This window comes from Marinobacter sp. E2, from assembly GCF_055755345.1.
Genome location: NZ_CM146911.1, coordinates 572388 through 597962, shown reverse-complemented (window position 1 = coordinate 597962; position 25575 = coordinate 572388). Strand labels below are relative to the sequence as shown.

The window sequence follows — 25575 nt, the reverse complement described above, 5'->3', positions numbered from 1 at the left end:
GTATTCCTGACCAAAACAATCAACTATTCGGACTTTCCACCACCCGATGAAGTGTCAACACCGACCGGCTCTGAACTCTCCGCAGCCCGCTCCTCTGGTCGATCAGCCCTGGAGCGATCCTGGCCGATCAGCCCCACCGGCTCGCGCTGATGAACCAGGTTGCCATTAACAGAGGCACCCATGGCCATTTCAATCAGGTTGTAATAAACGCTGCCATTGATGGAGGCCTTCTCCGCCAGTTCAAGATGAGCCGAGGCGTAGACATCACCGTGCACGGTACCGTTGATGATCACGTGGGGAGCATTGATGTCGCCGGTAACCTCGCCCACTTCCGATACTCGCAGGACCGCATCGGCGCCTTCATCGGCCATCACCTTGCCCCGAATTCGGCCATCCACATGCAGACCACCGGAAAAGTGGACATCGCCCTCGACCGTGGTCCGGGAGGAGATCAGTGTGTCAAAGTGGCCGGCTGGGCGGCGCGGTTTCTGTTTCTTTTTGCCAAGCATGTCAGTTCTCCGTTAATTGATCCCAGCGAAAGGTCCGCTCGGCCTGTGAGGATTTTTGCCCCTCCGCCTGGGCCACCACCTGTATTTCGATCGGCTCGAAGTCTTCCGGCAAAACCAGGGAACCCTCAACATCCTGGAAGTACCGGAATCGGAACTTCACGCCAAGATCTTCTATATCTTTGGAGAGGTCTCTTAACGCGATGACCTCTTTTTCCTCATCTCGCAAGCCAATGACGTTCACCGCCACCACACCGGAGATGTAACTCTTGTTGTTACCAACCTGGGTCAGTACCAGTTTGAAATCGTAGGCATCCTGGGCCCGGTCGAACGCCAGCGTCAGGCTGTCCACCTGCAACCCCTTGCTGGTCTCCGAGGGAGCCATGATGTTCCTGTAAAAGGTAAGGTCTGACTGCAGGGAAACGATCCGGGTTTCCAGTTCCACGATGGTTCGGCGCGCCTGATTCAGCGCCTGCTCATCAATGGCCTTACCACGCTCCAGATTGATCAGTTGCTGCCGGGCGTCGCGGAAGTCCTCGCGCAGGGTTTCCAATTCGTCCTCCAGCGCCCGATTCGATTCCTGGGTATTGGAGAACCGGAACCCGCCCTGGGCGAGACCGGTTGCGTAACCGGCTGCCGCAGCAACGAGGGTAAAAATCAGCAGAATCGCCGTCCGGCGAATCCTGTGACCGGGACGGTGGCGAACCACCACGTATTCTTCGGCCGGCTTTCGCTGCTCACTCACAGTTGTGCCTTCACAGTTGTGCCTTCGAGCCTTACGGCAGCAGTGCCGGAGCATCAAGCCCCAGGGTTTCTCCCAGACCGAACATGATGTTCATGTTCTGAACCGCCTGGCCGGCGGCGCCCTTCACCAGGTTATCGATAACCGACGAAACAATAACAATATTGCTCTGTTCCTGCCTGTGCAGCGCCATACGACACATGTTGGCGCCCCGCACACTCCGGGTTTCCGGATGACTGCCGAACGGCATCACATCCACGAATGGCTCGTCCCGGAAACGATCCTCGAACATGGACTGCAGTTGTGCAAAATCAGCCGAGTCCCTGAGCTCCGCGTACAGCGTTGCTTCAATGCCCCGGATCATCGGAATCAGGTGCGGCACGAAGGTAACACTCACGTCGCCGCCAGCGGCCCCCACAAGCCCCTGTCGAATCTCCGGCAGGTGACGGTGGCCCGACGCCCCGTAAGCCTTGAAGCTCTCGCCGATCTCGCCGTGCAGCATGCCGATCTTGCCCTGACGACCGGCACCACTGGCTCCGGATTTTGCATCGGCAATCAGCCGGGCCGGATCCACCAGCCCCTTCTCAAGCAGCGGCAGAAAACCGAGCTGCACTGCCGTGGGGTAACACCCGGGATTGGCCACCAGCTGCGCGCTGCGGATGGCCTCACGTGCCACCTCCGGCAGGCCATACACGGCTTTTTCTGCCCACTCGGGGCTTTCATGGGCCATGCCATACCAGCGCGCCCAGACATCCAGGTCCTTCAGGCGGAAATCCGCAGACAGATCCACCACACGAACACCGGCCGCCATGAGTTCCGGCACCATGCGCATGGCGACGCCGTGGGGGGTGGCGAAAAACACCAGGTCGCAGGCGCTCAATACTGCGCTGTCCGGCTCGGAAAATGCCAGGTCATAATGACCGCGCAGGTTCGGATACATGTCTGCAACCGGCAGGCCGGCTTCCGACCGCGAGGTAATACAGTTCACTGTCACTTCAGGGTGAACTGCCAGGATTCTGAGCAGTTCCACACCGGTGTAGCCGGTGCCGCCAACGATGCCTACTTTTATCACCTTACTCTCCAGCGACATGGTATCGGATATTTAAGCTCTCTGGACGTAGTCTATCATGATAAACCAACGACTTATTGCAGCCCTCCGGGCGACCGTTACAATGTTGACAGAAACGCACCTTCTGTCACCCATTTGCCGTTTACCAACGTCACCGGAACGCCGGCCTCATGCGCAAAATCTGGCACCAGATTACCGAGCAACTGATCCCTGTCTTTCGCCGCAGACTGTCCGGTGTCGACGCCCTGCCGCAACTTGCGGTACTCGGCCTCCTCTCGGGCCTGATCACCGGCGCGGTGATCCTGGTATTTCGTCTGGCGATCGAATGGCCACTGGAACATTTCCTGCCCGGAGAAGGATCGGAATCCTTTGAAAGCCTGGATGTGCTTACCCGGGGACTCCTGCCGCTGGCCGGCGCACTTGGACTTGGGCTGCTACTGCACAGGCTGGCGCCCCACAACCGCAAAGTGGGCATTGTCCATGTCATGGAGCGGCTCAACTACCACCAGGGCTATATCTCGTTCCGCAGTGCCATGGTGCAGTTCATTTCTGGCGTGGCCACCGTAACGAGTGGCCAGTCGGCGGGTCGGGAGGGCCCCGCGGTGCATCTGGGAGCGGCCTTCTCGAGCCTGATGGGGCAATGGATGAGGCTGCCGAATAACAGTATCCGCACGCTGGTGGCCTGCGGCTGTGCCGCCGCCATTTCTGCCTCGTTCAACACACCAATATCCGGTGTCATCTTTGCAATGGAAGTGGTGATGATGGAATACACCATTGCCGGCTTTACCCCGATCATCCTCGCGGCTGTCAGCGCCGCCATTGTCACTCAGGCCGTCTACGGCGCGGAGCCGGCCTTCAGTGTGCCGGCCCTGACCATGAACTCGCTGCTCGAGATTCCCTGGATCCTGGCTATCGCAGTGATTGTCGGAATTGCGGCTGCACTCTTTATTCATCTGGTCGACACCATGGGCAAACACCATCACCGCCCCGTACTGCTGCGGATTGCCGTGGCCGGCCTGCTGATGGTGCCCTTTGCGATTCTGATTCCGGAAACCATGGGCATCGGATACGACACTGTTAACGCGACCATCAACGGCCAGCTTGGTTTCTGGCTATTGATCGGTGCGGGCGTGGCAAAGTTGTTGATCACATCCCTGACGATCGGGCTGGGTATGCCAAGCGGGGTTATTGGCCCCACCCTGTTCATGGGCGCCACGCTCGGCGGTGCCATGGGGCTTATCGGCGCCCAGATTGTCCCGGAACATGCGTCCTCCGTCGGCTTCTATGCCATGCTCGGAATGGGCGCGATGATGGGAGCCGTATTACAGGCACCACTGGCAGCGTTGATGGCCCTGATGGAACTGACCCGCAATCCGAACATCATCCTGCCGGGCATGCTGATCATCACCATTTCCAGCCTGGTGACCAGCGAAGCCTTCGGCAAGCGCTCATTGTTCCTGACCATCCTCAAGAACCAGGGGCTCAGCTACCAGAACTCCCCGGTGATTCAGGCCCTGCGCCGGGTCTCCGTTGGTGCCATCATGGATCGAAGCATCCTGCGCACCGAGCGCCATCTCAGCGTTGAGGAGGCCCGGAAGGTGCTGAAATCCGAGCCCAAATGGCTGGTGGTTGAAGGCAGCAACGGACCGACGGCACTTCTGCCTGCGGTCGACCTTGCGCGCTACCTCGAAGACACCGACAAACTGGTCACCGAAAAGGAAATGGACGCGCCGACCGACATCGACCTGATGGACATTCCCGCCAATCGTCGCGATGTGGCGCCGGTGCAATACCAAGCCACCCTCGAGGAAGCCCTGGACGAATTCGATGCAACCAATGCCGAGGCCCTTTACGTACAAAGAGCCGTGGCCCCCATGATCCAGCGGGTCTATGGCGTGGTGTTGAAGTCCGACATTGAAAGCTACTACCAATACCGACGGAGCTGATGAATGCTTTGGGTGAAAGCCTTTCACATTATTTCGATGGTGTGCTGGTTCGCTGGCCTGTTTTACCTGCCGCGACTGTTCGTTTACCACGCGGCCTGCGAGGACCAGCCCGGACGGGAACGCTTCAAGATTATGGAGCGCAAGCTTTACCGCGGCATCACCACCCCCTCCATGGTGGCCACCTTAGTCTTCGGCGCCTGGCTGATCGGCTACAATGTGTCCGGCTATTTCAGTCAGGGGTGGCTGCACGCCAAGCTGGCACTGGTGGCCCTGCTGGTTATCTACCACTTTTACTGCGGCCACCTGGTCAAGGTTTTCCGGGACGACCGGAACACCCGCAGCCACGTCTTCTACCGGTGGTTCAATGAACTGCCGGTCCTCGTGCTTCTGGCGGTGGTCATCCTGGCCGTTGTCAAACCTTTCTGAGGAGCTGAGCTATCAAACGTTACACCCGACCCCAGGTACTGATCCTCTCCGGCCTTGACCCTTCGGGCGGCGCCGGCATCCAGGCAGACATCCAGGCAGTCACGTCCCTGGGCTGTCACCCGTTGCCGGTACTGACCTGCCTCACGGTTCAGGACACCCGCAACGTATACGGCGCTGAGCCGATCTCCGCGGAGCTCATTCGCCAGCAGTTGCACTGCCTTGCTCAGGACACCCCCATCCACGCAGTCAAAACCGGGGCCCTGGGCAACGCCGCGGTGGTCGACGTGCTGGGGGAATTCATGGCTGAACGCCGCGGTATACCGCTGATCACTGACCCGGTCATCAAGGCCGCCGGCGGTGGCGACCTGGCCGACGACGAACTGATCGCTGCCATGAAAGACCGGCTGTTCCCCCTGGCCGAGATGATCACCCCGAACGGCATCGAGCTTGCGATGCTTGGTGGCAGCGACAATCCCGACGAGGCAGCGGCAAAGCTGTTGGCCGGCGGCTGTGATTCGGTACTGGCGACCGGCGGCCACGGCGAAGGCATTCATATTATCAACACGCTCTACAACCATGGGCCGGAACCCATGCGCTGGGAAATTGAGCGGGTTGGCGGCGAATACCATGGCACCGGCTGCACGTTGGCCGCAGCCATTGCGGCCGGAAGGGCCTCCGGATTGTCCCAGAGAGCCGCCATATCCCAGGCCCAGAATTACGTTCACCGGGCCATCCTGCACGCGCTGGAGGTTGGCAAAGGCCAGCCGGTACCGGATCGGGGCATCCTGTGGGAACGATGAGCAAAGGGCTTCGACCGGGACTCTACGGCATCACCGACAGTACGCTGACACCACCGGATCGCCTGCTGGCCTCCGTGGAAGCCGCCCTCCGAGGCGGTGCTGTCATGATACAATACCGGGAAAAGCAGGCGCCGATGGCCGAGAAACTGGCCCAGGCCCGCAGCCTCAAGAGCCTGTGCGAAAGCGCGAACGTGCCGTTGCTGATCAACGACGATCCGGAACTGGCGAAGCGGGTCGGTGCAGCCGGCGCCCATGTCGGACAGGGTGATACCTCGGTGCTTGAGGCTCGCCGTATACTGGGCGAGCAGGCCATTATCGGCATCACCTGTCACGCCGAACTGGCCCTGGCCCGTTCTGGCGTGGAACAGGGCGCCGACTACCTGGCCTTTGGCCGATTTTTCAACTCGTCCACCAAGCCCGGCGCACCTGCGGCCTCGCCTTCGGTCCTCACCGAGGCCAAACGCTTTGAGCTGCCATTGACCGCCATTGGCGGGGTAACAGCCGACAACGGCGAGGCCCTCATTCGTGCCGGAGCGGATCTGCTGGCCGTGGTGGGCGGTTTGTTTGGAGGCAGCGACGAGGACATCGAGCGTCGCGCACTCAGCTTTGCGCGGTTATTCCAGAATCATCATCCACTTTTTTCACTCCCGCACTAACAGGAGCCCAGACTCATGACGCACTCCGAAACCCTGTTTGAACAGGCCCAGAAATACATTCCAGGCGGTGTGAACTCGCCGGTGAGGGCCTTTCGTGGTGTCGGCGGCACGCCCATTTTCTTCAAGCACGCCCAGGGCGCCTACCTGTACGACGAAGACGACAAGCGCTACATCGACTATATCGGCTCCTGGGGCCCAATGATCCTTGGCCATGGCGACCAGCGCATCAAGGATGCCCTGCATGCCCAGGTGGATCTGGGCGTTGGCTACGGCGCGCCCACGGCCATTGAAACGGATATGGCCAGGAAGGTGTGCGAATTGGTGCCCTCCATTGAACTGGTGCGCATGGTGAATTCCGGCACCGAGGCCACCATGAGCACCATTCGCCTGGCCCGGGGCTACACTGGCCGCGACAAGATCGTGAAATTCGAGGGCTGCTATCACGGACACGTGGATTCGCTGCTGGTGAAAGCCGGTTCGGGCGCACTGACGCTGGGCGTACCGAACTCTCCCGGCATTCCTGCCAGCCTCGCCGAACACACCATCACACTGACCTATAACGACATCGACAGTGTGCGGGAAACCTTCAAAACCATGGGCGACCAGATTGCGGCCATCATTGTCGAACCGGTGGCAGGCAACATGAATTGCATCCCGCCGGTGCCGGGCTTCCTCGAGGGACTTCGGGAAGTGTGTGACGAACACGGCACATTGCTGATTTTCGACGAGGTAATGACCGGATTCCGGGTATCCCTCGGCGGAGCGCAGGGCCTGTACGGCGTAACACCCGACCTCACGGCACTGGGCAAGGTCATCGGTGGCGGCCTGCCCGTAGGTGCCTTCGGAGGCAAACGGGCAATCATGGAGCACATCGCACCACTGGGCCCGGTGTATCAAGCCGGTACTCTCAGTGGCAACCCGCTGGCCATGTGCGCCGGGCTGACCACCCTGAACGCCATTTCCGAGCCGGGCTTCCATGACCGGCTTACCGAGAAGACCAACGCAGTGGCCCAGGGCCTGAAGGAAGCGGCCCACGCCAACGGCATTCCGCTGACGGTTCAGGGTGCTGGTGCCATGTTCGGCTTTTTCTTCACGGAAGAGCCCTCCGTGTCGCGATTCGATCAGGTGATGGCCTGTGATATCGAACGCTTCAAGAAGTTCTTCCAGGGCATGCTGAAGGAAGGTGTGTACCTCGCCCCATCGGCGTTCGAGGCCGGATTCACCACCGCGGCGCTGTCTGATGACGACATCGCCGACACCATCGCAGCAGCAAAGAAAGTCATGGCAACCCTTTGACCACGTGGGGCCTGTGGCCTTGTTTGCTGGCCCCGCAGGGCACCACCTGTCTTGCGGGGCCATCTGAGTGAACACGGTCACACTTTGGCAGGGAAACGTCCTCCGCTCCCGCTTATACCGTTGACTTGGCGCTCCACCTGGACAAATGTTAGACACATCTCTCGCGAGATGCTCTGACGGCCACAATCTAACAAACACAAGAACCAAGTCAGCGCACGGAAGCACTCAGCGGGCCCTCTGGCCTGCGCAGTCTGAGAACGTAGTCTCTGGAGCAACCCGTTAGGTTGAGCCGCAGTTTGAATAACAAACACAAGATCAAACTGTAGGAACGACAATGAAACTCTGGATCCAAGCAATGGCCCTGGCCCTGACTGTGGCCTGGTCCGCGCCCTCTGCCGCCTGGTGGTGGGACTCCACACCCTCGAACTACACCGACACCCGATACCCCATTGTGCTCGTGCACGGCATGTTCGGTTTCGACTCCATTGCCGGTGTCGACTACTGGTACGGCATCGCCAGCGACCTGCGTAAATACGGTGCCGATGTCTACACCACACAAGTGCCTGCCCTGGACAGCACCATCGCCCGCGGCGAAGCTCTACTGCCTCAGATCCAGGCCATCGCTGCCGTACATGGCAAGGTGAATCTGGTTGGCCACAGCCACGGCGGACCGACCGCGCGCTACATTTCCCGCGTTCGGCCTGACCTGGTGGCCTCGGTCACTTCGGTGGGTTCCCCGCACAAGGGCTCTCCGGTGGCGGATCTGATCTACGGCTCCCCGGCCGAGAGCCTGGCCGCGAGCCTCGGAGATGCACTGGGAGGATTGATTGACCTGCTGTCTGGTGGCGGTTACGACCAGGACCTTCGCTCCAGCCTGTACTCGCTGACGACTGAGGGCAGCGCCGAATTCAATCGCTTTGCGCCCGCTGGCGTTCCCCAGACCGCCTGCGGTGAAGGCGCCTACGTCGCCAACGGGGTGCGCTTCTATTCCTGGGGTGGTACCGGGGTGCTGACCAATGTACTGGACCCGTCCGATGCCCTGCTCGGTACCACCAGTCTGGCGTTCGGCTTCAGCCAGAACGACGGGCTGGTTGGCCGCTGCAGCAACCACTTTGGCGACGTTATCCGGGACAACTACTTCATGAACCACCTGGATGAAGTGAACCAGGCGCTGGGTCTGCACAGTCTGTTCGAGACCGATCCAAAAGCCGTGTTCAAGCAGCACGCCAACCGGTTGAGAAATGTCGGCCTGTAGGCTCGCAGCTAGAGTGAACCCTCAACGGTGACCATGAGCGTCTGGCGCTGATAGTCGTACTGCGCCAGACTGCTCTCGTTTTCAAGGATCCGCCATTCCGCCCGCAGCAGCCACCGGGCATCCAGCGAGCGCTCCATTACAACGCCGGCCTCGAACCTGTTGTCCCGTCTTGTTCCACTCTCGCCTGCAGTCTCCGGGACGCTGTGAGGATCTGCGTACCGACTGTGACGGAAAGACCCCACCCCCCCAACATTGACACGCTGGTTTACCGCGTAGAGCGCCACCATTTCAAAACCGTGCCGGGTGGGCGATACACTGACAAAACCGTTCGTGTTCTGCAGGTCCCGTCGACGATTGATCTCCAGATGGTAGTCGCCCTCGATTCGCCACCGCCCAAGGTAACGCAGAGCGTCCAGACCCAGGCGATAGACCTGGCCGTCGTAGGCCTCGAAGTCCGGGCCACCCGTCACCCGAGCAGCGCTCACGAGGAGTCCGCACCGGTCTATGACTCCGGTCACCGAACAGACATCCCAGTCACGGAAACCCTCAAGGCCCACTCGACGCTCGAAGCGTTCGCCATCGAACCAGGACTGGGCCAGCGCGAACCTGGCGCCGAGCTCCCCAGTATCCAGCTTTTCCGACCACCCGAATCGCCCCTGCAGAACCCGGGAATCGTACATATCCTGCGACGGGTGGCTACGTGCGAAGGCAGCGGCATCCAGCGTGAGCCAGGAGCCTGCACCAGCCTGGAATGCCAGACTCCCCGCCGCGAGAGCCTCCGTGAAAAAACCGCCCTCGCTGGAGGCGCTGGCATCCGGCAAACCGGCAATATTGGAGTCGTAACCGCCTGAAACGGCGAGATAGCCACGGCCGTCCGGAGTGGGTGCGGGTGCGGGTGCGGCCTGAGGTTCAGCCAGCCGGGTGAGCTGCGTCTGTGACAACACCCTGAGTTTCTCCGGGGCATTGTCCGCTGCAGCCGACTGCTCGAACCATCGCCTCGCAGATTCGGGGTTGTCGCGGGCCAACTCAATCAGGCCAAGGTTATAGCGGGCAAGCGCATCATCGGGGCCCGACAGCAGCTGCCGGAACGCATAATCTGCGGCGTCAAGATCGCCCAGCTGGTAGCAGGCTACGCCCAGGTTGTAGAACAGGGAAGGAGAGGAAAGACCGGCTGCTGCCGCTTGTTCAAACAGCTGGCGGGCAGCGGACGGGTTACCCTTCTGGTACTGCTGGATACCCTCAAGAAAGAGATCCTTGCCGACTTCGTGTCCGGCTCCGAAGAGGACCTGAGGAATCGACAGGCAAAACCAAAGCGGCAGGGCTCTCCAACGCACCAGCAACGTCACTCTCCGGATTGAACATCAGGGAATACGACTGACGCGCTGGCCGGGGCTTAGCGATCCCTTCCCGGGGTCTCGGGCAGCTCCGGTCTTTGCGGTCGGTCGGGCGCTTCGGGTCTGCCGGGCACGCCCTGGCTCAGATCCCTCGACTCTCGGGCCCGCTCCGACATCTCCTGGCCGAAGGCTCGCCCTCGCTCACGGGCCTGCTCTGCAGTATCAAGACCACGAGAGTCTGCGTCTGCATTACCGCCCACCGCAGGGCTGCTGTCAAGTCGGGGCAGCTCAAGTTCACGCACCACCGACTCGCTCAGTTCCGCGTCGTCAGTCACCATGCGCATGGTAACATCAAGATCCTCGCTGGCGAGCACCGTTGTCGGAATTATAGCTGCGAGCGTCACAGCCCCGAACAGGGTCAGGGCCCGACCATAACGATAGTGTTTCATGATCCTGAATCCTCAGGGTAAGGCTCCGGGTAGCGAGGTATCGGCGCCCGGAATGTCTTCTGTCGGTCCCCTGCATCCAGGCGGGCAACCAGCTCTCCATTACCGGGGAACAGCAGCTTGAGGGGCAATGCCAGAACGTTCTCGCCCTTATCGAGGCTAACCTGCCAGCTCAGTTCCCGACGACCCGGCCAGGCGGCTACTTCAACATTGGGCGGCAACTCCAGGGTTAAAGTGACATTCTCAAGCGCCTCAGCAGACCGGAACGCCAGACGCACGGTTTTCTCCACCGGTGCGGCTACCGCTTCCACCTGCTTCGGTGCCGTTGTGGCAACAGGGTTTGAGGTTTGCTGGATGCCCGAACCGAAAAACAGGCCAAGGCCAAGACCGAACACCAGGGCCGCAGCTATCGCGCCGCCGACCGCCGGGGAACGCCAGCTGGCCGAGCGCCCACGGGGATCACCGTGGGCCGCCGACAGCACTCTTGCCTGGAAGCTTTCAGAAAGTTCAGGCACCGCATAGCGGTTCTGTAACGCGGCATCGAGGCTGCGCTCGGCGGACAGGGCAGCACGACACTCAGGACACCCGTCGAGATGCTGCTCGACCAGGCGCGCCTCAGAATGGGACAGCTCCTGGTGCAGATAGCCGTGCAGGCTGGATTGAATATCAGTACAGGTCATCGCTTTTACCTCAATCTCCCAGACCTACACGCCCGTCACGGGGCGGCGGTTCCACCTCATGACGAAGTTTATTCCTAAGCGCCGAACGACAGCGGTGCAACCGGGATTTGATCGTACCCTCAGGCACATCCAGCACCTCTGCAATATCCTCAACCCGCCAGCCGTCGACGTCGTGCAGCAGCAACATGGTCCGATGGTCCGGCGGCAACTCGGCCAGAACGGCATCAAGCATCGGACCAAGCCGTGACTGTTCCAGCTGCAGATCCGGCCCGGACTGATCGCTTTCAAGGCTGTCAAACCAGTCCGACTGGTCTTCCGGCCCAACAAATTCAGTGAGCGGTCGGTCCAGCTGCCGTCCTTTACGGCGCACCTGGTCGATGAACTGGCGATACAGCACCCGGTTGAGCCACGGCCGCAGTTGCTCCACCGCCTCCAGCTCCTCCAGCCGGGGGTAGAGCTTGATCACAACATCCTGGACCAGATCTTCCGCGTCCTGCTGCTGCCCCGCCAGCCGGAAGGCAAACCGGTACATGGCGTCCAGATGCGGCTGAACCAGTACATCGAAGCGGCGTGCTCTGGAGCTTCTGAAAGGAAATATTGCCAAAGCCGTGGTCTACCTGCGTGGATGGAATCAAGCGGCCGAGTCTATACCAGACCGTCGGGTGGATGCAGCTGCTCAAGCACGCACACTGGCCCGACAGGCTCCCTGAGATTAACGGCGGATGAGCAAACGTTAACAAAATTTCCGGAACGCTTCCCCTCCCGCAAGCGTTCTGTGGGAGTAAGCCAGCCAGTTCTGAGCGCTGGCACACACAGAATAAGCCATGGAGGTTTGTATGAAGCGTTCCATCCGATTGTTCACGATTTCGGCCCTGGCTGCAGGCGTTGCGGCTTGTGGCGGCGGTTCAGGCTCAGGATCAACCGGGACCGTCTCTTTCGGAGTTACCGATGCCCCTGCCACCGATCTGAGCAATGTCACCATTGCCTTTACCGAATTGCGATTGAAGCCCGAGAACGGCGACTGGATCGAGTTTTCGGTGGATGGGTTTGAGCAGATAAACCTGCTGGACCTGCAGGGTGGACTGACCGAACCCCTGATCACCGACGAGGAGGTGCCGGCAGGCAACTACACCGAGTTGCGACTGATCATCGACACCCAGAATTCTTTCGTAAAGAGGGAATCACAAGGGGATAACGAGTACACACTTGCAGTTCCCTCAGGTGAGCAGAGTGGCCTCAAACTGAAGGGCGACTTCCTGGTTGCGGCTGACACCACCACCAACTTCACCATCGACTTCGATGTCCGCAAGTCCATCGTAGACCCACAGGGCAATGCGCTCGCCGACTTCATGTTGAAGCCGTCTCTCCGTCTGGTGAACAACCTTGAGGTGGGCTCAATCAGCGGGCAGGTAGACTATGCACAGATCAACTCTATGCGGGGTGTCGAAGACACTGAAGACGCGTTGGCAGACTGCCAGTACGAGGGGTCGGTGTATGTCTACGAAGGTGTTGACGTAACACCAACGGATCTGAACGTAAACAATGAAGAAGGCAACCCGCTGATGGTCGTGCCCGTGGAGGCCGATCAGGATTCCGTGTTCTACAACTACACGGCAGCTTTCCTTCCAGCGGGCGACTACACTATCGCCTACAGCTGCCAGGAGGACGACAACGAGCAGGATGACGCCATCGAGTTCGAGGGTGAGCAGAACGTTACTGTTGTCGCCAACGAGACCACCGAAGCGGAAACCATTCCTCTCCAGTGATTGCCTCCAGACGCCCCCTCCCACGTTAGAGGGGGCGTTTGACGCCCCATTTATCCTAGAGCGCAGCCGCCCTCGCCTCGGCCTGATCCGCCCCGGCCACGTTCCCCCGGGCTCTGCGGATATCGGCCAACAACAGCCATCCCGCCCGTTGCAGTCTTACGTCATTCCCCGCCAGAGACAGTCCCTTCAGGGTGAACTGTTCCGCCGTGCCCAGCTGATTGCCGGCCACGTAGGCCTCGGAAAGCTTGAAATAGACTTCGGCCGAGCGCGGGGCAATGCGCTGGGCCCGCTCCAGGCGCGCGATGGCAGCCTGGGTATCACCCTGGGCCAGTAACCGCTCCGCTTCGCGAACCAGGCTCAGGGCGGCGGGAGAAAGGCTGTCGCCGCTTTCCCGGTAACTCGGACCGGCGCTACCGGCAGGCTCCCTGGATTCCGGTACCGGTTCCGCCTCAGGCTGTTCGCTCTTGCGCCATACCTGCGCCTCTTCACGGGCGCCATCGTCGCTGGTTCTGGGCGGCTCGGGCGCCTTGGCGGGCTCTCCGCCTACCGGCACGTAGATACCGCCCCCGGGTCCGGAGGCGCAGCCGGCCAGGCCGAGGGCAGCCGCCAGTGCCGTGGCAATAAGCGGGGTGCGGGATGTGCGTTTTTCAATCATTGGAACAGTCCTTCAAACCAGCCCCGGATTCTGCGCTCAAGGGTTCCGGAGCATGAGATTGTCTGAGTGGGCTCGCTGCCAGCGATGAACGGCAGCAGCCGGGCATTGTCGCAGTATTCGTCGGTCAGCGCCTGACGCCGGGAATTTACCCAGTGATAGTTAACACCGTCCGGCACCACCGGCGAGAATCCGTGCTGGGGCACCTGCGCCATGAAGCGCGACCACACCGGCAGGGCACCACTGGCGCCGGTCAACGACGTTGGCCCATTATCATCACGCCCCACCCAGGCAACCGCAAGCAGATCGCCGCTGAAACCGGCGAACCAGGAATCCCGACCATCGTCGGTGGTGCCGGTCTTGCCAGCAAGCGTCAGTTCCTCGGGCACCGTGTAGTAAGCCGAACGCCCGGTTCCTTCCTGCATGGTCTCCTGCATGGCGTACTGAACCAGATGCACGGCCGACGGATCGGCCACCTGCTCGACTTCCAGACTGTACCGGGAAAGCGCCTGCCCCCGGGCGTCGGTAACTTCGCGGATGGTGCGAAGCGGCGTGTTGAAGCCCGATGTTGCCAGTCCCTGGTAGATCTGGGCAACGGTAACCGGGCTCATGGATACCGACCCGAGCAGCATCGACGGATATTGCGAGATGGGCGAATCGACACCAAACGCCGTCAGGGTATCTCGCACCACATCAACGCCAATATCGAGCCCAACGCGCACTGCCGGGAGATTGTAGGAGTGTGAGAGCGCCTCGTGCAGGGGCACGTCCCCGCGCTCCTCGCCATCGTAGTTCTTCGGCTGCCAGCGGCGACCGTCATCGAATTCCAGGGTAAAGCTCTTGTCCTGCACCGGTGTAATCAGGGTATACCGGTCCGGCTGCTGGAGGGCCGAGAGGTAAATGAAGGGCTTGATCAGTGAACCAATGGGTCTCTGCGCATCCAGGGCCCGGTTGAAGCCCGCGTATTGCGGCTCCTTGCCGCCCACCAGCGCCAGAACTTCGCCGGAATCCTTGGCGGTCACTACCAGAGCCGCTTCCAGCGACTTGGCTGCCTCTCCTGACCCGAGGCGCGGTACGGTCCGGGAGACGGCAAATTCGGCGGCGTACTGGATAGCCGGGTTGAGCGTGGTAAAGATCCTCAGACCCTCACTCTGGAGGTCTTCCTGCCGGTAATCCCGGGCCAGGTGTCGGCGAACCAGATCGATGTAGGCCGGGTAGCGGTTCTCGGAATAGGATGGCCGCTCGCTGACCCCCAATGGCAGACCCCGGGCCCGGGCCGCACGCCCCGGCTCGATGAGCCCGGCCTGCTCCATTTCCGAGATCACCAGGTTGCGACGCTCGGTGGCCCGTTCGGGATGCCGGCGCGGATTGTAGTAGCTGGGTCCCTTCACCATGCCCACGAGGAGTGCAATCTGATGCACCTCCAGGTCCCGGAGTGACTCCCCGAAGAAGAACTGACTGGCCAGGCCAAAACCGTGGATGCTGCGGGTGCCCGCCTGCCCGAGGTACACCTCGTTGAGGTAGGTTTCGAGGATGTCGTCCTTTTCATAGTGCAGCTCCAGCAGCAGCGACATCAGCGCCTCATTGCCCTTCCGCAATAGCGTCTGATCGCGACTGAGAAACAGGTTTTTTACCAGTTGCTGGGTCAGGGTGCTGCCGCCCTGGACAATCCGACCGGCGCGGATGTTGGCCAGCATGGCCCGGCCGATGGACAGGGGGGCGATGCCGTGATGGTCGTAGAAATTCCGGTCCTCGATGGCCATCAGGGTTGCCGGCAGCAGGGCCGGCACCTCGTCGAGCTGCACCAGTATACGATCTTCCCGGTGAGCCGGGTAGATGCCGCCAATCTGCGCCGGCTCCAGGCGCACGATGGGGGAAGGTTCGCCCTTAACCACGGAAAACTGCTGCACCCGGTCGCCGGCAATGGTCAGCGACAGCCTGCGCTTCGGCTCTTCGCCATCAGGAAACAGGAATCCACGCGTGTTGATAACAAACCGGCCGCCGCTACGCCGATAACTGCCCGCTTCGGAACCGCCCGCCTTGCGGTAACCGGACAGTTCCAGTTCGCGCTCCAGACCACTGGCGCTTACGCTGGCGCCGTCGAACAGCTCAAGGGGACGGGCATACACGCGGGACGGCACTTCAAAGCGACGCCCCTCGAAGCGGTCAGTCACTACGGCGTCCAGATAGACCATCCAGCCGGCCAGCAATACCAGGCCGATGGCGCCCAACCGGAACAGGAAGCGCCAGAACCATGGGCGGCGACCGTTGCCAGAGGACCTTCGGGACGATTTCTTTCGGGGGTTGGGTGTTGAGCGCGATTTTTTCATGGCTCGGATTATAACGAAGGGAGCGGGCGGGAAGGCAGGCCAACTGTGTGTTATTTCTGTAATCTGCCCGTTATGATAGGGCAAGAAAAATCAATGGGTTCAGGGAACGCGAGGAGAGTGACGTGAGTGAGACATCCCCAGGCAATCTGGTTCGGGCATTGCAGAATCCGGAGCTGTACGACCACCCGGTGTCCGGGTTCCGGGTTATCGAAACTCACATCTCCCAGGTGATCCTGACCGGCGACTACGCCTACAAGATCAAGAAGCCCATGGATTTCGGCTTTCTGAATTTCTCCACCCTCGAGCGCCGCAAACATTTCTGTGAGGAAGAGCTGCGGCTGAACCGCAGGCTCGCGGAGAAACTGTATCTGGAGGTTCTGCCCATTACCGGCACACCGGAAAACCCGGTACTCGGCGGCGACGGCGAGGCCTTCGAATACGCCATCCGGATGCGCCAGTTTGACCAGGACCAGTTGTTCGACCGGCTGCAGGAAAACGGCAACCTGGCTCCCGAGCTACTCACCAGCCTGGCGCGGCAGGTGGCGGCCTTCCACCAGCAGTTGCCGCCGGTTGCCGAAGACAAGCCGCTGGGCACACCGGAGGCGGTGTTTGCCGCCATGCAGGAAAACTTTGACCAGATTCGGCCATTGATCAGCGACACCGATCTGCTCGCGCAGCTCGACAACTTGCAGGCCTGGACCGAATCCACCTTCGAGCGCCACCGGGATCTGATTGCCCGGCGCCGTGCCAATGGTCTGGTGCGAGAGTGTCACGGCGATTTGCACCTGGCCAACATTACCCGCTTTGAGGGTCAGGTCACCGTCTTTGACTGCATCGAATTCAACGAGCCGTTCCGATGGATTGATGTGATCAACGACCTGGCGTTCCTGCTCATGGATCTGGAATTCCGGGGCGAGAACGCGCTGGCCAATCTGGTTCTGAATACCTACCTGGAGCACCGGGACGACTTCGAGGCGCTACCTTTACTGCCCCTGTACAAAGCCTACCGCGCCATGGTGCGGGCCAAGATCGCGCTGTTCACCATGGGCAACCCGGAACTGAGCGAAGCCGAGAAAGAAGGCCTGATGCAACGCTACCGGGCCTACGCACAGCTGGCAGAAGACTACGGCAGCATCCCCAATCACTACCTGCTGGCCACCACCGGCCTGTCTGCCAGCGGCAAGACCTGCGTCAGCGCGGCCATGGCCGGTGAGCTGGGGCTGATTCGCCTGCGTTCGGATGTTGAGCGCAAGCGCCTGCACGGGCTGGCCCCGCTGGATAGTTCCCGATCACCAACCGGCGGCAACCTCTATACTGAAGAGGCTACCGAAAAAACCTATCAACGCCTGGCCGATCTCGCTGGGCAGGTTCTTGCGGCCGGCTTCCCGGTGATTGTCGACGCCGCCAGCCTGAAGCAGAAGGAGCGTTCCCTGCTGGCCAGCGTGGCGGAGGCCCAGGGCCTGCCGTTTACCCTGATCCACTGCGAGGCGCCGGAGGCCCTGCGCCGGGAGTGGATTCGCAAGCGCCAGGGCGACGCTTCGGAAGCCACCGAAGAATTACTCGATGCCCAGCAGAGCTGGTTCGAGCCACTGACTGCAGAGGAAAAGACCCACACCGTCCACCTGCACACCGATCAGGAACATGTGGCCGAAGCCGTGGCGGACCGGATCCGTCAGCACCTGGGCATCAATCCCGGCTAAAATAACAACAGGATTTGCACTGGCCACTGCGAGGCACACGATGGACGACAAAAGCGAGCACGACGTACAACAGATCAGCCATCCGCTCTACGACCTGCTCCGGAGCGAAGACATCAAGGCGTTCAACACCCAGAAAGCCAAGCTCTCGGAGTTGCCGAGCTTTGCCCATGGTGACTTCAGGGGCCTGGACCTGCGAGGCATGGATGCACAGGGGCTGGACTTCCGCCACGCCTATTTCCGGGGCGCGGATCTGCGCGGCGTGGATTTCTCAAAATCGCGCATGGAAGGGTCCAGCATCGCCAGCGCCAAGATTTCCGGCTGCTACTTCCCGCACCGGCTGCACGCGGATGAAATTGTCATGTCCCTGAACCATGGCACCCGGATGCGCTACGCCATACTGCCAAAATGACGGCAAGCAACCGCCAGTGGCAAACCGTCTGCCCCGCCCCGGAACTGGTGCCCGGTCGGTTTGTGGAGTTCCGTCTGCGGGAAAAGGCCCGGCAGCCGGAAGGTATGCCGCTCACCGGCTTTCTGTTTCTGGACGGGGAGGAGCCCCGGGCCTACCTCAACATCTGCCCCCACCTGGGCATTGAACTGAACTGGATGCCGGGGCGCTTCATGGACAGCGACAACCTGTTTATCCAGTGCTCCACCCACGGCGCACTTTTCAAACCCGGGGATGGCGAATGCATTGCCGGGCCCTGCCAGGGCGACGCCCTCACGCAGCTGGAGGTGCGCGAACAGGAGGGGCAGCTGGAGGTCAGACTTCCAGAATAACCGGCACCGGCTCAGTCAACGTGAGAAGACCGGTAGGGTCACCCGCTGCGCTGGCCAAACTAGCCCGGTACGCCAGCACCTCCACCCCGGCATCGCAGGCTTCCCTGAGTAACTGACCGTAGCGGGCATCAATGTGGTCGGCGGGCCGAACGGTTTCGATCCCGGTGTGATTGACCACGAAAAACAACACCCCACGCTCGCCCTGCTCTACTTGGGCCATCAGTTCGCGCAGGTGCTTCTGACCGCGCTCGGTGACCGCGTCCGGGAAAAACCCCTGGCCGTCCTCCGCCAGGGTCACGTTCTTGACTTCCACCCAGGCGTCTGGCTCCGAGGGATGACCGGACAGCAACAGGTCAATCCGGCTTTTTTCGGCGCCGTATTTCACTTCAGCCCGGCACTGACTGTAACCGGCCAGCTCTGACACCCGCCCGGTTTCCACGGCTTCCCTTGCCTGGCCGTTGGGCCTGGCGGTATTCACGCAGGCCAGTTGCCCGGGCACGGCTTCCACCAGCTCCCAGGTGTATTGCAGCTTGCGCTTGGGGTTGTCGCTGCGGCTCAGCCAAACGCGGGCGTTCTCCGGCTGGCAGCCCAGCATGGAGCCGGTGTTGGGGCAATGGGCGGTCACTTCGGTGCCGTCTGACAGTCGCACATCCGCCAGGAAGCGCTTGTAACGACGAATAAGACGGCCTTCAACCAAAGGTTCAGGAAACTTCATGAGCTCTCCGTTCAAAAGTCGGTGCCACAAGGCTGGCACCCCCGTAACTAATCTGCTATTTTCCGCAAATTCCCGTTTTCAGGACGACTGCTTCATCCAGGGTAAATCCGCTCAGCCACGGGGGCTCACGCGGCGGGAAGCAAAAGCGTTCTTGTGAAGTACAATCAAGAGGCCGGGTTCAATGGCAAACACTGCAGAACAACCACGCGAACGTTTTACCAACTTCACCCCCTATGAAATGAAGAAGGGTGAAGAGTACATGAGTGCGGAAATGCTCCAGCACTTCAAGGACCTTCTCCTCCAGTGGAAGCAGGAGCTGATGGAAGAGGTCGACCGCACCATGCACCACATGCAGGAAGACGCTGCAAACTACGCCGATCCAAGCGACCGCGCAACCCAGGAGGAAGAGTTCAGCCTGGAACTGCGCACCCGCGATCGTGAGCGCAAGCTGATCAAGAAGATCGATCAGACCATCGATCGCATCGACAAGGACGACTACGGCTTCTGCGACCAGTGCGGTGTGGAAATCGGTATTCGCCGCCTCGAAGCGCGCCCGACGGCAACCCTGTGCATCGACTGCAAAACCCTGGCCGAGATCCGCGAACGCCAGACCGGCATCTGAGCCGGCCTCGCCAGGAACAGTTGCCGGCCTCGTACCTTGTACAGAGACGGGCCGGCTGACTGACCGCCATGAAGCATCCTCAATACCGGGGCCGTTTCGCTCCATCACCAACCGGCCCCCTGCACTTCGGCTCACTGGTCACCGCCCTCGCCAGCTATCTGGAAGCCCGCGCCCACAACGGCCAGTGGCTGATCCGTATTGAAGACCTGGACCCCCTGCGGGAGCCGCCGGAGGCCACCGGCCAGATCCTGGCCAGCCTGGAGGCTCACGGCCTGTTCCCCGACCAACCCGTGCGTTTCCAGTCAAAGCAGCATCACGCCTATCAGAGCGCCATCGAGCAACTACTGGCATCAGGGCATGCCTACCGCTGCCCCTGCTCCCGAAAGGAGCTGCAAGCCCACCAGGGCCGCCATCCCAACCATTGCCGACGTGGCGGCGCGGGTGTTGGTGATCGCCCCTGGGCGGTACGCTTTGCCCTGGAAGACGAAGACTGCCGCTGGCAGGACCTGTTGCTGGGGCCACAGCACCAGACGGTACGGGCAGAACTCGACGACCCCGTGATCCTGCGCAAGGAGGGATTCTTTGCCTATCAACTGGCGGTGGTGGTGGATGACATCGACCAGGGAATAACCGATGTGGTGCGCGGCTCCGACCTGCTCGACATGACGGCACAACAACAGCAGATCTACCGGGCCCTGGGCCAGACGCCGCCCAGCTGGTTGCACATTCCGGTCATCCTCAACGAGCAAGGCCAGAAACTGAGCAAACAGACCCATGCACCGGCCCTGGACGATTCGATGGCCGCCCGTAACCTGGTTCAGGCTCTCGAGGCGCTGGGACAGCAGCCACCGACCTCCCTGGCCGACACATCCGCGGACTCGGTACTGGCATGGGGTTGCGCCAACTGGCGGCGAAGCGCCATTCACCTGACATCCCGCTGAGGGACATGGTATAACACCCCTCTCACACCTCAGCGCGGATAGCATGCCTGATGTATATCTACCGTCTGGTCTTCCTGTTGGTTCTGGCCATCTATATTTTTTCGCCCAACATCCTCGACTGGTGGACCTCTCCGGAAAATGCCTGGTACAGCCCCTACCTTATCTGGGCAGGCCTCATAGCTATCGGCTTCTGGCTGGAATGGCGGCGAGACCCCAATGAGTTTTAGTGCCTCCGGACTGCTGCTTGCCAGCCTGCTTTACCTGATATTGCTGTTCGGGATTGCGTGGGTCACCGAACGTGGCGTGGTGCCCGGTCGCTGGGTGCGCCACCCGCTGGTCTATGTGCTGAGTCTGGGCGTCTATGCCGGAATCTGGGCCGTCTACGGGGCCGTGGGCATGGCCGCCGAGTCAGGCTACGGATTTCTGGCTTATTACCTGGGCATCAGCGGCGCCTTTCTGCTGGCGCCGGTACTGCTTAATCCGGTGATGCGAATTGGCCGGGCCTACCAGCTGACCTCGCTGGCGGACCTGTTTGCCTATCGCTATCGCAGCCAATGGGCCGGTACCCTGGTAACCCTCTGCTCGGGTGGCGCCATCCTGGCGCTGCTGAGCATGCAGATACAGGCGGTGGTAACGTCGGCCAGCATCCTGGCGCCCGATACCTCGCCCAACGTTATTGGCGTTATGTTCAGCCTGATCGTGGTGCTGTTCGCCATGCTGTTCGGTGCCCGCCGGGGCCAGAACTCGGGCAACCACCAGGGCCTGGTGCTGGCCATCGCCTTTGATTCGATGGTCAAGCTTGTGGCCTTGCTTGTGCTTGGTGGCGTCATTCTCTTCGGCGTGTTTGATGGCATGGCCGGGCTTGAGCAATGGCTGGCCACCCGCACCTCACCCGCTACCACCATGACCCTGAGCATCGACGACGGCAGTTGGCGTGCGCTGATGCTGATGTCCTTCGCCGCCGCACTGGTGCTGCCCCACATGTACCACATGACGTTCAGCGAGAACCCGTCACCCAAGGGCCTGGCCAAGGCCAGCTGGGGCCTGCCCCTTTACCTGTTGCTCCTGGGGCTCCCGGTACCGTTGATTCTGTGGGGAGGCCAGCAACTGGAGGTCACCACCGGCCCGGCGTTCTTCGCCATTGGCGTTGCCCAGGCCCTGGAAAACCCCATGCTGACGCTGTTGATGTACATCGCCGGCCTGTCCGCCGCCAGCGGCCTGATGATTGTGAGCACCCTGGCACTGGCCGGCATGGCGCTTAACCATGTGGTTCTGCCACTGAAAACCCCGAAGGACCAGGGCGACATCTACCGCTGGCTCCAGTGGGTCAAGCGTGCCCTGATCGCCGTCATCATTTTCCTGGCGCTATTGTTCCATGAAACCGTGGGCCGCAACCTGGACCTGTCTATCCTGGGTGCCATTTCGCTGTCAGGCACGTTGCAGCTCCTGCCCGGGGCACTTGGCGTGATCTACTGGCCCGAGGGCAACCGGCGCGGGCTGATTGCCGGCCTGATTGTGGGGCTGACCATCTGGGCCGTTACCCTGGTGCTGCCATTTTCCCACACCGCCAACCTGCTGGCGTGGCTGGGCGCACCCCTGGTGCCGGATTACAGCAACTGGCACATCTTCACGTTTGTGAGCCTGACCGCCAACATTTCGGTCTTTGCCCTGGTGTCCATTCTCAGCACCAGCACCAGTGAAGAGAACAGTGCTGCCCAGGCCTGCTCCCTGGGCGCCCTGTCACGCCCCCAGCGCCGCGAGCTGCTGGCCACCTCATCCACCGATTTTGTGCGCCAGCTGGCGAAACCCCTCGGTTATGGTGTGGCCCGCCGGGAAGTGGAGCGGGCGCTGGCCCAGTTGAAGCTGCCCAACGTGGAGTATCGGCCCTATCAGCTGCGCCGCCTGCGCGACCAGGTGGAAATCAATCTCTCGGGACTGCTGGGCCCGTCAGTTGCCCGGGACATGGTAAAACGCCACCTCGGCTTCAAACCCATGGCCCAGGGCGGTACCGCCCAGGACATCCGCTATGTGGAGCGAGTCCTGGGCGATTACCAGAACCGGCTGACAGGCCTCGCCGGCGAGCTGGACAACCTGCGCCGGCATTACCGACAGACCCTCCAGAACCTGCCCATTCCCGCCTGCTCCGTGGGCGAGGATGGTGAAATTCTGATGTGGAACATGGCGATGGAGGCGCTCACCGGCATAACCGCAGACGACGTGGTCGGTGCCCGCTTGATGGCCCTGCCGGAGCATTGGCACGCATTGCTGGACGACTTCAACCGTGGCGAGGAACTGCACCGCTATAAGCACCGCCTGGATCTGCGCGGCAAGCCACACTGGCTGAACCTGCACAAGGCCGCCCTGAGCGGGCCGGACCATCCTGAAGGCGGCAGCATCATCCTCGTGGAAGACCAGACCGAAACCCGGTTGCTGGAAGACGAGCTGATGCACAGCGAACGACTGGCCTCGGTCGGCCGGCTTGCGGCCGGCGTGGCCCATGAGATTGGCAATCCGGTGACCGGCATCTCCTCACTGGCCCAGAACCTTAAGCTGGAAACCGACAATCCGGATATTCTCGACACCGCCGACCAGATCCAGCAGCAGACCCGGCGCATTTCCACCATCCTGCAGTCGCTGATGAACTTTGCCCGCACGGGAAACCATGCCCAGGCAAACCGGTACGAGCCCGTGCCCATCCGCCGCTGTGTCGATGAATCAATCAACCTGCTGTCCCTGAGTGACAAAGGCCTGGGCATCCGCTACGTCAACGATTGCCCGCCCTCCCTGCAGATCCTCGGTGACGAGCAGCGCCTGGTGCAGGTGTTCATCAACCTGCTTGCCAACGCCCGGGACGCCTCCCCTGACGGCGGCACCATCCGGGTCAGTGGAAAGGGCGACGGCTACTCCGCTATTATCGAAGTGGTTGATGAAGGCTCCGGCATTCCCGGAGACCAGCTCGACCACATCTTCGAGCCGTTTTACACCACCAAGGCCCCGAACCAGGGGACCGGCCTTGGCTTGTCGCTGGTGTACAGCATTATTGAAGAGCACTATGGCAACATTCAGGTGGAAAGCCCCGCCGATCCGCAAACGGGCACGGGCACCTGCGTAAGGCTCAGGCTGCCCGCCTACGAGCCGGAAAAAGAGATCGCCACCATCAGCCAGAACCAAAGGTCTTGAGATTTCTATGCCTCGCATTCTGATCGTGGAAGACGAAGACATCATTCGCTCGGCAGTGCGCAAACTGCTGCAGCACGCCGGTTACGACGTGGCCGATGCGGCGTCCGTCGAGGAAGCCGAACAGAACCATGACCCGGAACAGTTCGACCTGATCATTTCTGATCTGCGACTGCCCGGCGCGGCAGGCACCGAGCTGATCAACCGGGCCCCGAACACGCCGGTACTGATCATGACCAGCTACGCCAGCCTGCGCTCGGCGGTGGACTCCATGAAGATGGGTGCGGTCGAGTACATTGCCAAGCCGTTTGATCACGATGAAATGCTGGCCGCCGTGGCCAACATTCTGGCCCGCAAATCGCAGCCCGAATCGGGTACCGATGGGCAGGGGGTGGCACCTCAGAGTGCGGAAAGCAGCGACCCGGCAAGCATTATGTTCGGCCAGTGCGAGCCCATGCAGCGGGTGTTCACCCTGATTCGCAAGGTCGCCCCAACTGAAACCACGGTGCTGATCCAGGGCGAATCCGGTACCGGTAAGGAACTGGCTGCACGGGCGCTGCACCTGCTCAGCCCGAGGGCAGCCAAACCACTGATCTCGGTGAACTGCGCCGCTATCCCGGAAAGCCTGATCGAGTCAGAGCTGTTTGGCCATGAAAAAGGCGCGTTTACCGGCGCCGTATCGGCACGTACCGGTCTGATCGAAGCCGCCGACGGTGGCAGCCTGTTCCTCGATGAAATTGGCGAACTGCCTGCCGAAGCGCAGGCCCGTCTGCTGCGGGTACTCCAGGAGAACGAAATCCGCAAAGTCGGCTCAACACAGAGTCGCAAGGTAGACGTGCGCATGATTGCCGCCACCCACCGCAACCTCAAGGCAATGACCCGTACCGGGGAGTTTCGTGAAGACCTCTACTACCGCCTGAACGTCATGCAGATCCGGATTCCGCCACTCCGGGAGCGCCAGGGCGACATACTTGGCCTGGCCCGACGCTTCCTGAAGCGCCAGGGGGAGCGCATGGGCAAGCCCGACCTCAACCTGAGCCCGGAGGCCATGCGTGCACTGGAACGGCATCGTTGGCCCGGCAACGTCCGGGAACTCGAAAACGCCATCGAGCGGGCCACCATTCTGTGCGACGGCGATGTCATCACCCCTTCCCTGCTGGATCTGGACAGTGAGGGCGGCGACGAACACATCCCCGAAACCCTGGTCGAAGGTAACAACGAACAGGCCCGCACGCGGGAAGTGGACGCCTCCAACGACCTCTCCCTGGAAGATTACTTCCAGCATTTTGTGCTCGAGAACCAGGACCGTATGAGCGAGACCGAACTGGCCCAAAAGCTGGGCATCAGCCGCAAATCCCTGTGGGAGCGCCGGCAGCGTCTGGGCATTCCACGCAAGAAATCATCGGGCAACTGAAGAGCCATAGTGTGAACCCGCGCTCAGTTGTTACCCCATGTTCCTCACGGTAACACTCTTCACAGCGAGAACGTGATCTCAGTAACACTTAGGTAGAATACGGGGTAACACTTATGGGCTACAAAATCGTAAGGCACTGTTAATCATAGAAATTCAAAAACTGGCACACGGACTGCAACCTATTTGGCGCACAACAACAAAAACAAGAGTGACAACGCAGCGCCCAAACAAGAACAAAAAGCTGCAGGAAGACGTTCAGTAACAAAAACAACAATAGAACGTGAGCGAACTGAGTGTTTTGGGTACTTTGCTTTTTAGTGGTCCC

General features: G+C 61.0%; 25 protein-coding genes. 15 read left to right on the top strand and 10 right to left on the bottom strand.

What is annotated here, in order from left to right; genetic code table 11:
- Nucleotides 1-23 precede the first annotated feature (23 nt).
- From AC0J1C_RS02640 to argC, 3 genes are read right to left on the bottom strand one after another with little or no spacing between them, the layout of a single operon-like run.
- Nucleotides 24-509, bottom strand: coding sequence for a bactofilin family protein (locus tag AC0J1C_RS02640; protein ID WP_473045511.1), 486 nt, complete (start codon nt 507-509; stop codon nt 24-26).
- Between the two features lies 1 nt (nt 510).
- Nucleotides 511-1251: a DUF6776 family protein gene (locus tag AC0J1C_RS02635; RefSeq protein WP_375192469.1), complete on the bottom strand. Its 741-nt coding sequence runs from the start codon at nt 1249-1251 to the stop codon at nt 511-513.
- A 31-nt stretch (nt 1252-1282) separates the two neighbouring features.
- On the bottom strand, nt 1283-2320 hold the full coding sequence (gene argC, locus AC0J1C_RS02630) for an N-acetyl-gamma-glutamyl-phosphate reductase (RefSeq protein ID WP_375192470.1): 1038 nt from the start codon (nt 2318-2320) through the stop codon (nt 1283-1285).
- A 167-nt stretch (nt 2321-2487) separates the two neighbouring features.
- Between argC and AC0J1C_RS02625 the strand changes: the two genes are divergently transcribed.
- From AC0J1C_RS02625 to AC0J1C_RS02600, 6 genes are all read left to right on the top strand, one after another.
- Nucleotides 2488-4263 (top strand): chloride channel protein, encoded by a 1776-nt coding sequence (locus tag AC0J1C_RS02625; RefSeq protein ID WP_473045509.1) that lies wholly within the window; start codon nt 2488-2490, stop codon nt 4261-4263.
- A 3-nt stretch (nt 4264-4266) separates the two neighbouring features.
- Nucleotides 4267-4689 (top strand): protoporphyrinogen oxidase HemJ, encoded by a 423-nt coding sequence (hemJ, locus tag AC0J1C_RS02620; protein ID WP_473045508.1) that lies wholly within the window; start codon nt 4267-4269, stop codon nt 4687-4689.
- A gap of 41 nt (nt 4690-4730) precedes the next feature.
- Entirely contained in the window at nt 4731-5489 is a 759-nt protein-coding gene (gene thiD, locus AC0J1C_RS02615) for a bifunctional hydroxymethylpyrimidine kinase/phosphomethylpyrimidine kinase (protein ID WP_473046492.1), read from the top strand.
- Nucleotides 5486-6145, top strand: coding sequence for a thiamine phosphate synthase (gene thiE, locus AC0J1C_RS02610; RefSeq protein ID WP_473045507.1), 660 nt, complete (start codon nt 5486-5488; stop codon nt 6143-6145). Before thiD ends, thiE begins: the two co-directional genes overlap by 4 nt.
- 15 nt (nt 6146-6160) lie before the next feature.
- Nucleotides 6161-7441 (top strand): glutamate-1-semialdehyde 2,1-aminomutase, encoded by a 1281-nt coding sequence (gene hemL / locus AC0J1C_RS02605; protein ID WP_473045506.1) that lies wholly within the window; start codon nt 6161-6163, stop codon nt 7439-7441.
- A gap of 334 nt (nt 7442-7775) precedes the next feature.
- Nucleotides 7776-8696 carry a lipase family alpha/beta hydrolase gene (locus AC0J1C_RS02600; protein ID WP_473045505.1) on the top strand — a complete coding sequence of 307 codons (921 nt, stop codon included), beginning with the start codon at nt 7776-7778 and terminating at the stop codon, nt 8694-8696.
- Between the two features lie 8 nt (nt 8697-8704).
- Here AC0J1C_RS02600 and AC0J1C_RS02595 read toward each other — a convergent pair whose 3' ends face one another.
- From AC0J1C_RS02595 to AC0J1C_RS02580, 4 genes are read right to left on the bottom strand one after another with little or no spacing between them, the layout of a single operon-like run.
- Nucleotides 8705-10030, bottom strand: a complete 1326-nt coding sequence (locus AC0J1C_RS02595; RefSeq protein WP_473045504.1) for a tetratricopeptide repeat protein — start codon at nt 10028-10030, stop codon at nt 8705-8707.
- Nucleotides 10031-10089: 59 nt separating this feature from the next.
- Nucleotides 10090-10479, bottom strand: coding sequence for a hypothetical protein (locus tag AC0J1C_RS02590; RefSeq protein ID WP_473045503.1), 390 nt, complete (start codon nt 10477-10479; stop codon nt 10090-10092).
- Complete coding sequence (locus AC0J1C_RS02585; RefSeq protein ID WP_473045502.1) at nt 10476-11156, bottom strand: anti-sigma factor family protein; 681 nt, start codon at nt 11154-11156, stop codon at nt 10476-10478. Before AC0J1C_RS02585 ends, AC0J1C_RS02590 begins: the two co-directional genes overlap by 4 nt.
- A 10-nt stretch (nt 11157-11166) precedes the next feature.
- Nucleotides 11167-11760 (bottom strand): RNA polymerase sigma factor, encoded by a 594-nt coding sequence (locus AC0J1C_RS02580; RefSeq protein WP_473045501.1) that lies wholly within the window; start codon nt 11758-11760, stop codon nt 11167-11169.
- A gap of 232 nt (nt 11761-11992) precedes the next feature.
- Between AC0J1C_RS02580 and AC0J1C_RS02575 the strand changes: the two genes are divergently transcribed.
- Nucleotides 11993-12922 carry a DUF4382 domain-containing protein gene (locus tag AC0J1C_RS02575; RefSeq protein ID WP_473045500.1) on the top strand — a complete coding sequence of 310 codons (930 nt, stop codon included), beginning with the start codon at nt 11993-11995 and terminating at the stop codon, nt 12920-12922.
- Between the two features lie 55 nt (nt 12923-12977).
- Here AC0J1C_RS02575 and AC0J1C_RS02570 read toward each other — a convergent pair whose 3' ends face one another.
- A complete protein-coding gene (locus AC0J1C_RS02570) occupies nt 12978-13577 on the bottom strand; it encodes a tetratricopeptide repeat protein (RefSeq protein WP_473045499.1) in 600 nt (199 codons plus the stop codon).
- Nucleotides 13574-15904, bottom strand: a complete 2331-nt coding sequence (gene mrcB / locus AC0J1C_RS02565) for a penicillin-binding protein 1B (RefSeq protein ID WP_473045498.1) — start codon at nt 15902-15904, stop codon at nt 13574-13576. The genes AC0J1C_RS02570 and mrcB overlap by 4 nt, the downstream gene beginning before the upstream one ends.
- A gap of 122 nt (nt 15905-16026) precedes the next feature.
- On the opposite strand from mrcB, the gene AC0J1C_RS02560 reads away from it, so the two are divergent.
- Genes AC0J1C_RS02560 through AC0J1C_RS02550 form a run of 3 tightly spaced genes read left to right on the top strand, consistent with a single transcriptional unit; the run spans nt 16027 to nt 18381 of the window.
- Nucleotides 16027-17604, top strand: coding sequence for a bifunctional aminoglycoside phosphotransferase/ATP-binding protein (locus AC0J1C_RS02560; RefSeq protein ID WP_473045497.1), 1578 nt, complete (start codon nt 16027-16029; stop codon nt 17602-17604).
- Nucleotides 17605-17644: 40 nt separating this feature from the next.
- On the top strand, nt 17645-18013 hold the full coding sequence (locus AC0J1C_RS02555) for a pentapeptide repeat-containing protein (RefSeq protein WP_473045496.1): 369 nt from the start codon (nt 17645-17647) through the stop codon (nt 18011-18013).
- The gene (locus AC0J1C_RS02550; RefSeq protein ID WP_473045495.1) at nt 18010-18381 is read left to right on the top strand and encodes a Rieske (2Fe-2S) protein; all 372 of its coding nucleotides are present in this window, start codon (nt 18010-18012) and stop codon (nt 18379-18381) included. The genes AC0J1C_RS02555 and AC0J1C_RS02550 overlap by 4 nt, the downstream gene beginning before the upstream one ends.
- Here AC0J1C_RS02550 and sfsA read toward each other — a convergent pair.
- Nucleotides 18365-19096: a DNA/RNA nuclease SfsA gene (sfsA, locus tag AC0J1C_RS02545; RefSeq protein ID WP_473045494.1), complete on the bottom strand. Its 732-nt coding sequence runs from the start codon at nt 19094-19096 to the stop codon at nt 18365-18367. The two genes, AC0J1C_RS02550 and sfsA, sit on opposite strands and share 17 nt — an antisense overlap.
- 181 nt (nt 19097-19277) lie before the next feature.
- On the opposite strand from sfsA, the gene dksA reads away from it, so the two are divergent.
- From dksA to AC0J1C_RS02520, 5 genes are all read left to right on the top strand, one after another.
- Nucleotides 19278-19718: an RNA polymerase-binding protein DksA gene (gene dksA, locus AC0J1C_RS02540; protein ID WP_008940629.1), complete on the top strand. Its 441-nt coding sequence runs from the start codon at nt 19278-19280 to the stop codon at nt 19716-19718.
- Between the two features lie 68 nt (nt 19719-19786).
- On the top strand, nt 19787-20659 hold the full coding sequence (gene gluQRS / locus AC0J1C_RS02535; protein WP_473045493.1) for a tRNA glutamyl-Q(34) synthetase GluQRS: 873 nt from the start codon (nt 19787-19789) through the stop codon (nt 20657-20659).
- Nucleotides 20660-20709: 50 nt separating this feature from the next.
- Nucleotides 20710-20886 carry a hypothetical protein gene (locus AC0J1C_RS02530; RefSeq protein WP_167363236.1) on the top strand — a complete coding sequence of 59 codons (177 nt, stop codon included), beginning with the start codon at nt 20710-20712 and terminating at the stop codon, nt 20884-20886.
- Entirely contained in the window at nt 20876-23839 is a 2964-nt protein-coding gene (locus AC0J1C_RS02525) for an ATP-binding protein (protein ID WP_473045492.1), read from the top strand. The genes AC0J1C_RS02530 and AC0J1C_RS02525 overlap by 11 nt, the downstream gene beginning before the upstream one ends.
- 7 nt (nt 23840-23846) lie before the next feature.
- Nucleotides 23847-25250, top strand: coding sequence for a sigma-54-dependent transcriptional regulator (locus tag AC0J1C_RS02520; RefSeq protein WP_473045491.1), 1404 nt, complete (start codon nt 23847-23849; stop codon nt 25248-25250).
- Nucleotides 25251-25575: the final 325 nt, after the last annotated feature.

Excerpts from the sequence above, each read along its gene's own strand:
- AC0J1C_RS02640 (WP_473045511.1), bottom strand. The coding sequence starts at position 509 with ATGCTTGGCAAAAAGAAACAGAAACCGCGCCGCCCAGCCGGCCACTTT.
- AC0J1C_RS02625 (WP_473045509.1), top strand. The coding sequence starts at position 2,488 with ATGCGCAAAATCTGGCACCAGATTACCGAGCAACTGATCCCTGTCTTT.
- hemJ (WP_473045508.1), top strand. The coding sequence starts at position 4,267 with ATGCTTTGGGTGAAAGCCTTTCACATTATTTCGATGGTGTGCTGGTTC.
- thiE (WP_473045507.1), top strand. The coding sequence starts at position 5,486 with ATGAGCAAAGGGCTTCGACCGGGACTCTACGGCATCACCGACAGTACG.
- hemL (WP_473045506.1), top strand. The coding sequence starts at position 6,161 with ATGACGCACTCCGAAACCCTGTTTGAACAGGCCCAGAAATACATTCCA.
- AC0J1C_RS02600 (WP_473045505.1), top strand. The coding sequence starts at position 7,776 with ATGAAACTCTGGATCCAAGCAATGGCCCTGGCCCTGACTGTGGCCTGG.
- AC0J1C_RS02590 (WP_473045503.1), bottom strand. The coding sequence starts at position 10,479 with ATGAAACACTATCGTTATGGTCGGGCCCTGACCCTGTTCGGGGCTGTG.
- AC0J1C_RS02585 (WP_473045502.1), bottom strand. The coding sequence starts at position 11,156 with ATGACCTGTACTGATATTCAATCCAGCCTGCACGGCTATCTGCACCAG.
- AC0J1C_RS02575 (WP_473045500.1), top strand. The coding sequence starts at position 11,993 with ATGAAGCGTTCCATCCGATTGTTCACGATTTCGGCCCTGGCTGCAGGC.
- AC0J1C_RS02570 (WP_473045499.1), bottom strand. The coding sequence starts at position 13,577 with ATGATTGAAAAACGCACATCCCGCACCCCGCTTATTGCCACGGCACTG.
- mrcB (WP_473045498.1), bottom strand. The coding sequence starts at position 15,904 with ATGAAAAAATCGCGCTCAACACCCAACCCCCGAAAGAAATCGTCCCGA.
- AC0J1C_RS02555 (WP_473045496.1), top strand. The coding sequence starts at position 17,645 with ATGGACGACAAAAGCGAGCACGACGTACAACAGATCAGCCATCCGCTC.
- AC0J1C_RS02550 (WP_473045495.1), top strand. The coding sequence starts at position 18,010 with ATGACGGCAAGCAACCGCCAGTGGCAAACCGTCTGCCCCGCCCCGGAA.
- sfsA (WP_473045494.1), bottom strand. The coding sequence starts at position 19,096 with ATGAAGTTTCCTGAACCTTTGGTTGAAGGCCGTCTTATTCGTCGTTAC.
- dksA (WP_008940629.1), top strand. The coding sequence starts at position 19,278 with ATGGCAAACACTGCAGAACAACCACGCGAACGTTTTACCAACTTCACC.
- gluQRS (WP_473045493.1), top strand. The coding sequence starts at position 19,787 with ATGAAGCATCCTCAATACCGGGGCCGTTTCGCTCCATCACCAACCGGC.
- AC0J1C_RS02530 (WP_167363236.1), top strand. The coding sequence starts at position 20,710 with ATGTATATCTACCGTCTGGTCTTCCTGTTGGTTCTGGCCATCTATATT.
- AC0J1C_RS02525 (WP_473045492.1), top strand. The coding sequence starts at position 20,876 with ATGAGTTTTAGTGCCTCCGGACTGCTGCTTGCCAGCCTGCTTTACCTG.
- AC0J1C_RS02520 (WP_473045491.1), top strand. The coding sequence starts at position 23,847 with ATGCCTCGCATTCTGATCGTGGAAGACGAAGACATCATTCGCTCGGCA.